16 protein-coding genes are annotated in these 12,625 nt (G+C 67.8%); 11 read left to right on the forward strand and 5 right to left on the reverse strand.

All coding sequences use genetic code 11. The annotated features are described in order from the left end of the window. Window positions 1–86 precede the first annotated feature (86 nt). Window positions 87–1,112 carry an AraC family transcriptional regulator gene (locus FHU30_RS44410; protein ID WP_253883753.1) on the reverse strand — a complete coding sequence of 342 codons (1,026 nt, stop codon included), beginning with the start codon at window positions 1,110–1,112 and terminating at the stop codon, window positions 87–89. A gap of 205 nt (window positions 1,113–1,317) precedes the next feature. On the opposite strand from FHU30_RS44410, the gene FHU30_RS44415 reads away from it, so the two are divergent. Further along, the gene (locus tag FHU30_RS44415) at window positions 1,318–1,806 is read left to right on the forward strand and encodes a hypothetical protein (RefSeq protein WP_253883754.1); all 489 of its coding nucleotides are present in this window, start codon (window positions 1,318–1,320) and stop codon (window positions 1,804–1,806) included. A 70-nt stretch (window positions 1,807–1,876) separates the two neighbouring features. On the opposite strand, the gene FHU30_RS44420 is transcribed toward FHU30_RS44415, so the two are convergent. Together FHU30_RS44420 and FHU30_RS44425 are read right to left on the reverse strand one after the other, a co-directional pair. Then, window positions 1,877–2,314 (reverse strand): SRPBCC domain-containing protein, encoded by a 438-nt coding sequence (locus tag FHU30_RS44420; protein WP_253883755.1) that lies wholly within the window; start codon window positions 2,312–2,314, stop codon window positions 1,877–1,879. 128 nt (window positions 2,315–2,442) lie between these two features. Then, window positions 2,443–2,985 (reverse strand): ATP-binding protein, encoded by a 543-nt coding sequence (locus tag FHU30_RS44425; RefSeq protein ID WP_253883756.1) that lies wholly within the window; start codon window positions 2,983–2,985, stop codon window positions 2,443–2,445. A gap of 152 nt (window positions 2,986–3,137) precedes the next feature. Here FHU30_RS44425 and FHU30_RS44430 point away from each other — a divergent pair, with 152 nt between their 5' ends. The 10 genes from FHU30_RS44430 (at window position 3,138) to FHU30_RS44475 (ending at window position 9,142) form a co-directional block, all read left to right on the forward strand. Beyond that, entirely contained in the window at window positions 3,138–3,977 is an 840-nt protein-coding gene (locus FHU30_RS44430; RefSeq protein WP_253883757.1) for a Scr1 family TA system antitoxin-like transcriptional regulator, read from the forward strand. Then, on the forward strand, window positions 3,974–4,162 hold the full coding sequence (locus tag FHU30_RS44435; protein WP_253883758.1) for a DUF397 domain-containing protein: 189 nt from the start codon (window positions 3,974–3,976) through the stop codon (window positions 4,160–4,162). The genes FHU30_RS44430 and FHU30_RS44435 overlap by 4 nt, the downstream gene beginning before the upstream one ends. 132 nt (window positions 4,163–4,294) lie before the next feature. Further along, window positions 4,295–5,266, forward strand: a complete 972-nt coding sequence (locus tag FHU30_RS44440) for a pentapeptide repeat-containing protein (protein ID WP_253883759.1) — start codon at window positions 4,295–4,297, stop codon at window positions 5,264–5,266. A gap of 207 nt (window positions 5,267–5,473) precedes the next feature. Next, window positions 5,474–6,262: a hypothetical protein gene (locus FHU30_RS44445; RefSeq protein WP_253883760.1), complete on the forward strand. Its 789-nt coding sequence runs from the start codon at window positions 5,474–5,476 to the stop codon at window positions 6,260–6,262. Between the two features lie 33 nt (window positions 6,263–6,295). After that, on the forward strand, window positions 6,296–6,619 hold the full coding sequence (locus FHU30_RS44450) for a hypothetical protein (RefSeq protein WP_253883761.1): 324 nt from the start codon (window positions 6,296–6,298) through the stop codon (window positions 6,617–6,619). A gap of 2 nt (window positions 6,620–6,621) precedes the next feature. Beyond that, entirely contained in the window at window positions 6,622–7,116 is a 495-nt protein-coding gene (locus FHU30_RS44455; protein ID WP_253883762.1) for a WXG100-like domain-containing protein, read from the forward strand. A gap of 6 nt (window positions 7,117–7,122) precedes the next feature. Continuing rightward, the gene (locus tag FHU30_RS44460) at window positions 7,123–7,680 is read left to right on the forward strand and encodes a hypothetical protein (RefSeq protein WP_253883763.1); all 558 of its coding nucleotides are present in this window, start codon (window positions 7,123–7,125) and stop codon (window positions 7,678–7,680) included. Next, window positions 7,677–8,189, forward strand: a complete 513-nt coding sequence (locus FHU30_RS44465) for a hypothetical protein (RefSeq protein WP_253883764.1) — start codon at window positions 7,677–7,679, stop codon at window positions 8,187–8,189. The genes FHU30_RS44460 and FHU30_RS44465 overlap by 4 nt, the downstream gene beginning before the upstream one ends. Window positions 8,190–8,213: 24 nt before the next feature. After that, entirely contained in the window at window positions 8,214–8,741 is a 528-nt protein-coding gene (locus FHU30_RS44470) for an SUKH-4 family immunity protein (RefSeq protein WP_253883765.1), read from the forward strand. Window positions 8,742–9,004: 263 nt separating this feature from the next. After that, window positions 9,005–9,142, forward strand: a complete 138-nt coding sequence (locus FHU30_RS44475; protein ID WP_253883766.1) for a hypothetical protein — start codon at window positions 9,005–9,007, stop codon at window positions 9,140–9,142. A 927-nt stretch (window positions 9,143–10,069) separates the two neighbouring features. Here FHU30_RS44475 and FHU30_RS44480 read toward each other — a convergent pair. Together FHU30_RS44480 and FHU30_RS44485 are read right to left on the reverse strand one after the other, a co-directional pair. Then, window positions 10,070–11,404: a S8 family serine peptidase gene (locus FHU30_RS44480; RefSeq protein ID WP_253883767.1), complete on the reverse strand. Its 1,335-nt coding sequence runs from the start codon at window positions 11,402–11,404 to the stop codon at window positions 10,070–10,072. An 86-nt stretch (window positions 11,405–11,490) separates the two neighbouring features. After that, window positions 11,491–12,621: a WXG100 family type VII secretion target gene (locus tag FHU30_RS44485; RefSeq protein WP_253883768.1), complete on the reverse strand. Its 1,131-nt coding sequence runs from the start codon at window positions 12,619–12,621 to the stop codon at window positions 11,491–11,493. Window positions 12,622–12,625 lie beyond the last annotated feature (4 nt).

Raw genomic sequence — 12,625 nt, forward strand, 5'->3', positions numbered from 1 at the left:
CGCAGCGCGCGACAGCGGAACGGCCCGTCCGTAAAGCGCGGCGCACGGCGTCCGGACGCCCGTCCACCGACGTGTTGCGCGGGGGCTCAGACGGTTCGGCGGTAGGCGTCGGGGGTTTGGCCCGTCCAGCGAAGGAAGGCGCGGCGGAGCGTGCGGGGGTCGGTGTAGCCGAGGCGGCCGGCGATGGAGCGCACCGGCAGGCGCGTGTCGCGCAGCAGCCGCGCGGCCTGCCGGTGCCGGACGGCCTCGACCTCCTCCCGCCAGCTCGTCCCCTGCTCGGCGAGCCGCCGCTGGAGCGTGCGCGGGCTGACCGCCATCCGGCGCGCGACCCGCTCCAGCGAGACTCCGTCGGGCAGGCATTCGGCGAGGACGTCGCAGACCGCCGCGTGGAACGCGTCCTGCCAGGTCGGGACGGGACGGGCGCCGTCGATGACCGACTGCGCGTACTGCCGCATGATGCGACGCAGCTCGGGGTCGTGCGGACGTTCACGCGTGAGGCGCCCATCGTCCGCGAACGTGACGGTGTCGGCGTCCGCCCCGAAGTCGATGGCCCGCGTGCCGAACGCTTCGACGAGGTGCCCGTGCCGCCGGGGAGCGCGATGCGCGAACGCCACGTGCACCGGCACCGCGACACCCCAGGCCGACTCCCTGGCCCTGCGCAGCAGCAGAGCCAAGGCGAACTCGTTGATCTGCGAGTTCACGTCCTCCGCAAGGGGAAAGCCCGCGTAGCCAACCGACAGCCGCCCGTCCCCCTCGGTGACCTGGAGCGTCACCTGCGGGTCGGTGAGCGCGGCGAAGTAGCGCGCCGCGTCGCCGAACCCCTCGGCGAGCGTCGGCGCGCCGGTGACGAGGTAGTCCCAGACGTGCAGGCGCCCGTGCTCGGCGGCCGCGGCGATCCGGACACCGGCCTCCGGCCCCGCCGCCGCGTGGATCAGCTCCCACAGCCGGTGCAGCGCGAGCGTGGAGACGCGGTCGAGGTCACCGCCGAGCATCGCCGGCGCGAGCCCCGGCACGGCGGCGATGGCGGACGCCTCGACGCCCGCGTCCGCGGCGGCCTGAAGCAGGAACCGCGCGATATGGGTCGAAACGCTGCCGCTCGTTCCTGGCTCCAACCAACCCCTCCCGCTCCACCGCCCGTGTGCGCCACGACCGGATGGTGACGATATCCGCCCAGGTCATCCGCCCACCGCACCGGGCCGGACGGTGGACGTCCGCGATCGTGAAGCCCGGCTGCACGTGCGTGCTCCAACGCGTCCTTGATCACCTCGCACCGTGTCGCGAGGCTGGCCCCCTCCCCGGAAACACGAGAGGAACCTCATGAAACTTGCCCTGAAGACGTTCTCCGTGGCGGCGGCGGCCGCCGTGGCCGCGTCCCTGGCGCCCGCCGCGGCCCACGCGAGCGGAACGGCCACGCTGATCAAGACGGAGTACCTCGCCCCGAGCCCCAACGAGGCCATGCCGATGAGCTGCCAGAGCCGCCAGATCTGGCTCAAGGCCGACTGGTACACGTGGAAGGACGAGCGCTGGGTGAACGACTCCCAGGAGTACCCGGCCTACACCCAGTACCGCGACGGCCAGACCGTCCGCTCCATCTACCTGGCCGCCGACACCTACTCGTGGACGACCTGCGTGACCCCGCACGGGTCGGACGGCGACGGCGCCTACAACCGCTACTACGCCCAGCGCTCCTTCCTCACCCGCCTCGGCGGCACCGGCACCGCCGAGTTCGACGAGAACTGGTTCGTCGTGGACCACAACGCCCACGGTTCCTGGACGAGCTGGGGCAACTCCCTGACCCCGGCCTGACCCGCGTCCCGGCCGCCCGGCCGGATCCTCGTGCCCGGCCGACCAGCCCCCGCCCGGTCGGCCGGGGATGTCATCGCCCGTCCTCCGCGCGCCGCCTGAGCGCCTGGTTGAGTGCCCGGAAGTCGGCGGTGGTCCGCTCGATCGTCTTGCCCAGCAGAGGAACCAGCAGCCCGGTGAACCTCTCGCTCTGCGTCACGACACAGGCGTCGCCGCCGTCCGCCTCGATCTCGAAGCGATGCTCGCCGTCCAGCAGCCCCGGCACGAGCACCTTGCCCTTCCAGCACAACTCCCGCCCGGGACGAACGACCCGCACGACAGGCCGAAAAGTGCTGGGACGTCCTCCGGTCCCCGGGAACAGCTTGATGGTCAGCCGGGAACCCGCGACGAGAGCGCCCGCCGCCTCCCTGATGAACGGATTCCACTGCGGATAGGAGTCGAGGTCGGCGAGTACCTCCCAGACCCGCTCCGGTGAGGCGTCAATCCGGATGGTCTCGGAAATGGAATGCATGCGGGGAGTCTGACAATCAACCGCCAAGCCGATCAAAGCCTGTTCGCATCACGCTCGTGAAGCCATCCAGAACGATCCGCGCCACCCGCCTTACCAGCCGTGCGCACTCCTACCTGCCGCGCTGCCCATCAGAGGAGGCCGGCACCCAACTCACGGTCAAGAGCGACCTCCGCCCACACCTTGTGCCCGCACTGGGGATTACCCTCGATCCCCATCCGGCAGACCAGCTGCGAAACCGCGTACAGCCCTCGCCCGCTGGTCGCCAGCAGATCAACCGGCTCCTTTACTGCCGGGACGCCCCGTCCCCCGTTATCGACGACCGCGACATAGACCGGGTCGTCGAAAACCAGCTCAAGCCCGAACCACCCACCCGCCTCCGCGGTCCGGCTGTGCCGAATGGTGTTGGCGGTCAACTCGGACACCACGAACTCCACCACGTCGAGACATTCCGCCCCGGCGAGAAGCGCCCCGGCGAACTCCCGCGCCAAAGCCACCTGCTCCGGACGCCCCGAAAACGCACGCCGCCACCGCATCTCATCCGGCCCCCACAACCACTCATCCGCCGAACGCGTCCCAAGGCCGAACCCGCGAGCACGAGGCGGCCGCGGCTCGGGGTCGCCGTCCAGAAACACATTCGACTCACGCCTACGCGACCGCTCGATCCTCACCATCTGAAAACCTCCGTCCTCGACTCCCGGTGAACACCCTCCGAGTCTGTGACCGGCGACATACTCTCGGCTACGAAGCACAGCAAGGACCGCGGCAAGCGACGGCCGGTGCCCACCAAGCCGGGCCGTCCTTGTGAACCCCCGGAGGTCACGACGTGCCCCGCAGAAGCCCGCCGATCCAGCCCTACGACCTGCCCAGCTTCTTCGCCGCCCAGCTCCGCAAACGCCGCGGCGACGCCGGCCTGTCCATGGACGCCCTCGGGGACGAGATGGGCTACACCGGCACCTGGATCTGGCAGGTCGAGAACTGCGCCGAGAAGCCGTCCCGAAAGTTCGGCGCCGACTGCGACACCTTCTGGAAGACCGGCACCTGGTTCGAAGACCTGGCCAAGGCCATAGAACGCCCCGGCGAACCGGCCCCCACCCCCGTCCCCGGCTTCAACGAGTACCAGTCGCACGAGCTCCAGGCGTCGGTCATCCGCAAGTGGGACTCCGAACTGATCGCTGGCCTGCTCCAAACCGAGGCGTACGCCCGCGAGGTCTGCACCTCCGCACAGCGGACGGCCGCCCAGACCGAAGCCATGGTCCGCCGACGCATGGAACGCCAGGCGGCGATCCTCGGCCGGGACAACCCGCCGCGGCTGTGGATCGTCCAGAGCGAGCACGCCCTCCGCTCAGCGGTCGCACCACAGGACGTCATGCGCGGCCAGTGGCAGCACCTCATCGAGATGGCCGCCCGTCCGCGCGTGCACCTCCAGATCGTCCCGGACGACATCGGCTACCACGAAGGAAAGGAAGGCTCGTTCACCGTTCTCAGCTTCGATCGCGGCGCACACGACGTCGCCTACACCGAAGCGGGCGGCCATGGCCATCTTCTCGAAGACGCCGTGACGGTAGCCTCCTACGCGGAACGGTTGGAGTTGATCAGGAACGTCGCCCTGACGACCTCGGCGACGATCGACCTGATCACCGCCCTTTTGGAGGTCAGCCGATGAACACACGGACCACTTGGCGCAAGAGCAGCCACAGCGGCGGCAGCGGCGGAGACTGCGTAGAGATCGCGGACCTGACCCACCAAGTAGCCATCCGCGACTCCAAGTCCCCCCACACCCCCCACCTCCCCCTCACCCCCACCGCCTTCACCACCCTCATCCAAACCCTGAAGTCCCCCCACCAATAAGCGCCCAATCCCCCGGTCGTCCGCCCCAGGCCGACCGGGGCCACGCTCCCCCGCCGCCCGATCGTCATCCGTGCGCGCCCCTGAACCGTCTCCTCGACCGCCACGTCGAAGTGCGAAAGGGAGGACTGCCGGATGCTCGGAATCCACGGGGCCGCGACCGTTTGGCGGATGGAGCGGTGGACCGAGCCGTACATGGCGGAGCGGCTGGACGAGGCCCTGATGGAAGCCCTGACCGGCGGCGACTGGCTCGCCGTTCTGGGCGGACAGGAAGCGCCGGCCATCGACCTCGAAGGCGCTCCGCTGGCCGGACGCGACCTGTCCGGTATCGACCTGCGCCGCGCCGACCTGCAATTCGCCGATCTGTCCGACACCGATCTCACTGGTGCCGTCCTGTCGAAGGTTTCGGCCCGTTTCACCGACTTCACCGGTGCCACGCTCGCCGACGCCGACTTCACGGGCACGCAGATGCTCGGTAATGCCGTGGACCCCATCGTGCGCGCGACGGGAAGCGGCTACGTCGTCGGAATGCGCGACCTGCACTTCACCGATACGTGGTTCCCCCAGGCACCGCGACACAGCGAGGCGCAGGAGGCGCTCGCATACGAGCGTCAAGTGTCGCGGGCCCGCTGGGCCATCCCCGAACAATCGGCCAACCTGGACGACGTCGTCCGCGCGGCCAAGAACGGCGAGGATTGGACGGACGCTCGCTACCCGGCCGGCGACGGCAACTACAACGATCTCCAAGGTGCTCCGCTGGCCGGACGCGACCTGCGCGGGGCCGACCTGTTCGGCGCCGAACTCGACCACGCCGACCTGCGCGGGGCCGACCTGACCGGCGCGCGCCTGGCCGAAGCCACCATCACGGGAGCCGACCTCACCGGCGCCATCTTGGACAGAGCCACGATCACCCGCTCCGTCCTCAGCCGCTCCGACCTCACCGGAGCCCGCCTCCACGGCGCGACCATCACCGACACCCTGGTCCTGAACGCCATCCTGGACGACGCCGACTTCACGGGCGCGACGATCACCAACACGACCTTGTACGGCACGTCCCGCACCGGAACCCGCCTCGACAACGCCGCCAAGTCCAACGTCCGCACTTGAGCTCGAAGCGGGCCATCGAGCGGTGCTCACCGATCTCCAGGCGACCGCCCTCGCCTTCCGCAGCATCGCGCCATCGCTGGACGCGTTGGTGGGCCTGATGCCTCATCAGGCGAATATCCCGATTGCGGCCAATTTCCACCAAAAACCCCGGTTCGACTGCTACTGTCACGACCAGTCGATCTTGGCATCAAGGACAGGAGCGGCGGCATGGACGAGCGAGTCGATGAGGCGCGGCGCAGGCTGGCCGAACTGCGAGCGACTCCCCAGGATGCCCAGCAGCCCGTCGAGCAAGTCCCGTCACGGGCTTCGGCGATGTCAGACGACGAGCGCGTCCGGGTCACGGCGGTCGGCGGACGGCTGGAGGGGATCGAGCTCGACGCCCGAGTGCTCCGGCAGAACCAGGTCGAGCTGGAGTCCCAGCTCACGCGGTTGATCAACACTGCACTCGCCCAGTGCCGGCCACGGCCGAGGGACGCGCAGGACGTCCCGCCAGTAGATGTGAACGGCCTGCGCGCGTCACTCGATGCCGCCCTGAACGAGGCTCGCGTCGGCATGCAGCAGGTGACGAGCGCGCTGGGTGAGGCGGTGGCCCAGATCAACCAGCGCGCCGTGATGCGCGGAACGGTCGATCCTCCCGACTTCGAGGGGCTGTTCGCCCAGACCAGAGCCGCCTTGGACGCGGTGTCGCCGTCCACGGTCGAGATGGCCGCCGAGGTTTGGACCATGAACAACCGCGTCTATGCCAAGGCAACGTCCGTCGGCCACGTCAGTCGAATCTGGTGGGAGCCGGACGCGGGCACTGCCGAGATCACCGACGGCCTGGTCCAGGCGGTCAACACCGCCCTCACCGACGCCGCGGCACAGGCCCGGCAGGCCGGCGCTCCCTCCGCCGACCACACCGAGCGTCTCAACGCCGTCCAGGACGCCAGCGTCGCGCAGTTGCGCGGTTACGTGGCCTCTTTGCAAGCCCTGATGAGCAACGTTCAGCCGAAGTAGAGACCCGCCTCCCTCCCCTCAAGGAGACCTGTCTTGGCACCGGAACTGAAAGTCGATCACCAGCAGCTACTCAAGACCGGCCGCGACATCGGCACGGCCGCTTCCGACCTCCGCGCCCACTGGCAGCAGTTCCAGGGCGAGCTGGCGTCCTACGGCGAACCATGGGGCAACGATGACATCGGCCAGGTCATCGGCCTCTGCTACCAGGGCGCCCTGCAAATCTTCGGCGACTGCCTGGACGACAACATCGGCGCCGTGACCGAGCACGCGGAAGGCGTCCAGGCGATGGCGGGCACCTACCGGGAGTCCGAGGACACCTCCCACATCGAGGTGAACCGAGTCAAGGACTTCCTCTAACGATGGGCCTGCAGCTGCCCGGCGAGCTGCGCTCGCTGCTGAACATGCTGGGCTACTCCTGGCCCGAGGCCGACGAGACCAAGCTCCTCCAGATGGGCAGTGCCTGGCTGCGCTTCGCCGGAACGCTCGGCCGGCCCGTCGCCGACGCCCACGGTCACGCCCAGCTGGTCTGGACGGCCCACCAAGCCGACGGAGTCGAGGCCTTCCGGAAGGCGTGGAGCGACCACGAGGCTCCGCACGCCAACCTGGAAGACGCCCGCACCGCCGCCCAGATCATCGGTGCGGCCCTGATGGTCTGCGGCGGCGTCGTCCTCGCTCTGAAGATCAACACGATCGTCCAGCTCACCATCCTGGCCGTCGAGATCGCCCAGGCCCTCGCCACCGCCCCCGAGACGTTCGGGGCGTCTCTCGCCGAGATCCCGGTCTTCAAGGAGATCACCGGTGCCCTCATCGACGAGCTCATCAACCTGGCCGTGAACGCCGTCCTGGCGGGATAGGGAACCATGCTGGTCCGTCTGGTCCTGATTTTCTGGCTGGCATCGGCGGCCCGCAGGGGCTTTCACCCTCCGCGAACCGCCAGGGAGAAGACCGCACGTGGTATCTTCAAGGAAATTGAGAGTTTCGTGCGCTGGGCGAAGCGGCACGGCCCACAGAAACCGGTCACCATTCATCTGAAGCACGAACCGGGTATGCCGAAGGCCGAGTTCCGCCGTAAGGCGAACGCACTCAAAAAGCTCGGCGACGAAGGCAAGCTCTTCAAGTTCATAGAGCCGCACCGCCTACGGGACACTGCGCGACGAAACCAACATCGCGGCGACCTGATCGGCCGAATTCGGCGACAGTATGCGCATAACCCGGATTTCCGGGATCGGCTGATCGACCGGATCACCAACGGATCGATGCAGCTCGACCATCGACACGAGCTGCAGCTCGCCGGGCCTGACCTGCGCTACAATCTTCGCTTCCTCGACAGCACCACCAACAACGCGATAGGAAGGCAGATCAGGGAACAGATATACCACCTGCCGACCGGCACTCCGATCAGGATCAAGATATTATGAGACCAGAGACCCGCGCCAGGCTCATCGAGGTAAAGAACAAGCTGGCAGACGAGCCCGACCTCGCCGTGGTACATCGGTTGCACCAGGGCGCGACGGACATCCCCTCCGATCTGCCGGCCCCCGTCAAAGAACTCCTCGCGGAGACCGACGGATTTCACGTCGGCTGGATTTCCGTCCCACCGGTGAAGCGCCAGCAGAAGGTCCAGTTCTACCTGGACCAACCGGAAATGGCCGCCGCAACCGGCCGCGAGAACGAGAACTGGTATGTCGTTGCCGTTTTGAACGACTTCCCGCTCCTCATGGACCGCGCCGACGGAAGCATCTGGTGGTTTTCCGAACCGGGGTTGGAGAGCTACTTCGACAGCCCCTTCGAGAAGCTCACCGACAGCTTGGACGATTTCATCGAAGAATACGCCCTCGGCTCCGGATACCGGCGAATCCTCGGTGCCGATGGAGACGAGTGGTACGAGTTCCTCGTACGCCACGGTTTCGCCTCAGCAGAGACGTGACCGCCGACCGGAAGAGGATCACAGATGATCTCCTTTGAGGACATGCTCGCGCAGTGGGGTGAGGACGGGCTGCTCTACATCCCGGTCGACCTGCTGGAGCGCATCCGCTTCGACCCGGCCACCCTGTCGCCGAAGGCCGCGATCCCCGGCGAGGTGCCCCTGCTGCTGGACGCCTACATCGACGGCGACATCAAGTTGTTCGGCGTCCTGGAGGTCCAAGTCGGCGCGGACGAACCGCTCGGGCTCATCGCCCTCGGGAGGGTGCCCGACGACGAAGCCATGTACTACTGCCTCAATGGCGATTCAGGCCAGGTGCTCCTCCTCACCGCCGACGAACCGGCCGGGCTCGAACTCGTCAACTCGACCCTCGCCCACTTCGTCGAGTTCCTCTTCCGGGTGGACCGGCTCATCCGCGCGGACCAGGGCAAGACCACCCGAGCCGTCCCCGCCGGGCGCCTGCACGCCGAGCTCGCCGAGCTCGACCCAGCGGCCTTCGAGGACCCCGAGTCCTGGTGGAGCATCGCGTTCGCCCAGCTAGAAGGCAGGCTCTAGCAGGCTCCCGACTCGATGAGGGGCGATGACGCCGCGAGGCCGGCACAGGAAAGTCTCGCAGCACGCGTCGGGGGCTCCGGCACTTCGCCCGCCGCAAAAGCCGGCCGCCGGCGGAAACGGCTACCGAATTTCTGAGCGGTCCTTGGCTTCGTCGTTGGCCTCTTGTTCGCGGTTGCCGCCCTCCTCTGCTTCACCTGCTACCCGGAACGCGAATCACATTCCGTGCTGCCGGTCAACCCGATGCCCGACCCCATGGAGGCCAGATGATCCAGAAGGCGAAGCCGATCGCCTGCAGGCAAATCAAGGACGTCTGGGCATGCATGAACCGGGCTACGCGCAATGCGCAGAACAGGGCGGGCTTGCTCTTTCGTAATCTCGGCTTCGGGAAGGGCGGGCGGTGATTCTGGCGGCGGGGTCTGCGAAGTCGGTTGTAGGCAACCTTCTTTTGGTCGTGGCCGGCGCGGTAGCGCTAGCATTGTTTCTCTTCGGGGCGGCGGCTTACGTCGGGTGGTGGAAGTCCTGGTATCCGGATGGGTTCAAGCCGGTGGGGGCGCCACTTGCTGTTATGTGGTTCGCGATTGCCTGGCTGAGCGGGGAAGCGCTCTGGGTCTGGCGGGTGTCTTGGACGGGTATGCCTGCTGGGCTTGTCGTCGGCGCGTTTCTGGGACTGGGAGTGGGGCTCCTCGGCGGTCGCCTCGCATTGCGTGGTCTGCTTCGGCCCGGGTGGGTTCGGCGGTTGGAGAAGGAGCCCGCGGACTCACGGATACTGCCGGAGAGCGGGGCCGGGACGGCCATGGGGGCTCTGCGGCGGCTTCAGCCGAAGCTGGTCGCCGGCTTGTGCGTTGTTGCTGTTCTGGCCGTCCTCGTTGATGGGATTGGCGGGATTGCCCGTCCGGCCTGGTGGTATGCGAATGGCGCTTCGACGCGGGCTACCGTGGACGAGTGCTGGCGGCACGCTGGACGGTTCGGGCACTCGACGCGGTGCTCTGGTCATTGGGCCGCGACAGGCCGAGAGAGCGGGCAGGGCCGCGTTTACGGTGCCACGCGCGACGATCTGGGCAAGACCGTTCCGGTTCGCGCTACGCAGGATCGGGCTGTCGTTCCCGGGATTCGGCTTCTCCTGCCCCCGATCGCGTTGCTCGTCCTGCTTGGGCTGCTCGGCTTCGGCGGCTACCGCAAGCGGGCTGGCACGCGTACGCGTGTTCAGCAGGAGACTGGCCCTGTTTAGCGGAGTCTCACTGCGCCATGAAATAGAAGCAGAAGCGGGATGGTGAGGTTCGTGTTCACGAGCCTCACCATCCCGCTTTGAGGTGCTGCGTTGTTCTTGCTTACTGGCGGGGTTCCTGGCCGCTGGTTGGGGGCTGGAACTGGGGGGCGCCGTTGCCTGGTTGACCGTAGCCGGCGGGGGGCTGTTGGCCGCCCTGGTACGGGGACTGCTGCGGTTGGCCCTGGCCGAAGGACGGGGGGCCTGTGGGGGCGGGGGGCGGGGCGGAAGGGCCGCCGCCGTTCTTGCCCTTGCCGCGGCGCATGACGACCACGCCACCGATCACGAGGACCGCGATGACGACGACGCCGATGCCGACGTAGAGGAGCGTGTTGCTGGAACTCTTCTTGTCGTCCGTCTTCTCGGGCGCGGTGCCAGTAGAGCCCGATCCCTTGGGCGCTGCGGCCCCGGCCTTGTCGAGCTTCTCGTAGACCGGGTTTGGCGCGCTCTCCGGAACCTTGTTCGCGAGCGCCTGGCGTACGCTCACGACGCCATAGCCGGTGACGTTGTTCTTGCCGGGTCCGTCGAGGTCCTTCACGGAGCCGACGATGACCTGGACGGCTCGGCGGGCCGTCATGTCCGGGTATTTGCTGCGGAGCAGGGCGATGGCGCCCGACGTCAGCGCTGCGGCATCACTGGTTCCGTTGCCGTTGTCGTAGAGCCGCCCGTCCTTGCCGACCGCGGTCATGCCCGCGCCGGGCGCAGCGACCGTGACGTAGTCCTGACGCTGGCTTCGCGCCCACGGCTTTCCGGTGTGGTCGATTGCGCCCACGGCCAAGGCTCCCGGGCAGGACGCCGGGTACTCGGGCGAGTTCGTGGAGTCGCCTTCGTTACCGGCGGAGGCGACGACGACCATGTCCTTCTTGGCGGCGTACGCCAGCGCGCTTGCCACTTCGGGAGGGCACTGGTTCGGGAAGGAGCTGGCGACGGGCCCCTGGGAGATGTTCATGACCTTGGCGCCGTGGTCAGCGCCGTAGCGGATCGCCTCGGCCATCTCCTTGGGCACGTTTCCCCGGGTGAAGATGGGGAGGATCTTGGCCGAGGGCGCGACACCCATGTAGCCGGTGCCCTTGCCGCTGGAGGCGATGAAGCTGGCCATCGCGGTGCCATGGCCGCCCGTGCTGCTGTCGGTGTCCTGGTCGCGCCGACCGTCACCCCCGGCGAAGTCGGTGCCGGGGACCACCGCGTCCTTGAGACCCGGCAGCGACGCGTTCACGCCGGTGTCCAGCACTGCCACGGTGATCCCGGCACCCTTGGTCTGCGGCCACACCTGCTCTTCGATGTGCCACGAGTTGAACCACCATTCGCCCTTGTCGTGTGCTGCGAGGGCGAAGGGCGTCTGGCCAAGCACGATTCCGAAGGCGGCGGTCACAGCCGCGGCCTGGATCAGCCGTCTCAAGATCTTCCTCACTTCTTCCGTTACACAGCAACATGGGCGGTGGGATCGTAATCCCGCCGCCCTGTCGCAGTCATACGGTCAAGCATTTAGCCGATGACCGGAGGTGCGGTGTCGTCGTCCGCGCCCCACACGTCCTCGTCCTCAGTGAGCCAGGTGGAGCGCTCGCGCTCCTTCTCGCCCTCGCCTTGACCGCCGTGCTGGCCGCCCATCGGCATGCCGTTCATACCCGCGCGACCGCCGGCTGCCGCACCGGCGCCGAAGCCACCGCCGAGAGCACCGCCCGGAACACCCGTGATGCCGCCGCCACCGAGACCACCACCGCTGCCGCCGGGGCCGAGACCACCGCCGTCACCGCCGAACGGTCCCATGCCGCCACCGCCACCGCCGGGACCGCCGCCCGGACCCATGCCACTCGGGTCGAAGGACGACAGGTTCGTCTTGTGGTTCGGGTCCTGGAACGGGTTGTGGTTGTTGCTGTTGTTCCAGTTCGGGTTGTGGCTGTTCGGGAACTTGCTGTTCGGGTCGTTGAACTTGTTGTGGTCGTTCGGGTTCAGGTGCGGGTTGTTGTTCTCGTTGAAGTGCTTGAACGGGTTGTTCTTGTTGGGGTCGAAGCTCCCCTTCGGGCCACCGCCGTGGGGACCGCCACCGGGAGGGCCACCACCAGGGGGGCCTCCGCCGGGAGGACCGCCACCGGGATTGCGGGGGTCACCGAGGTCGCCCTTGCCGTCGCCGGGCAGGTCCTTGGTGATCTTGTCGGGGTGGCCGTCCCACGCCTGACCGGCACGCATGGCGAACTTGTTGAGCATCTCGCCGGCGTACTTGTCGTCGTCGCTGTCGTGGAACATGCCGTCGTCCATCGACTCGGCCTTGGCCTTGTACCAGTCGAGGATCTGGTACTTGAACCAGTGGTAGTTCGAGGCGTTGGTGGCACTGCTGTTCGACAGGTTCGTCGCGGTCCAGTGGACCTGCTTCAGCTGGTCCAGGGCTTTCTGGGCGGAGTCGCCCTTCCAGGCGCCGACGATCGTGGACGCGTGGGCGCGGAGGTTGTTCGCCATCTCCGCGAGGACGTCACCCGCGTCCCGGTACGCGTCGGAGGCGTCACCGACCGGGCCCGTCTCGATGCCCTTGAACTTCTTCTTGACCTCGTCGAAGTCCGTGGAACCGTAGTTGTAGGACGGCTTCGGCCCGGTCTTGATCGGGTAGTCGACCTGTCCCATCAGC

The organism is Actinomadura rupiterrae, assembly GCF_024172125.1.
GTDB lineage: Bacteria > Actinomycetota > Actinomycetes > Streptosporangiales > Streptosporangiaceae > Spirillospora > Spirillospora rupiterrae.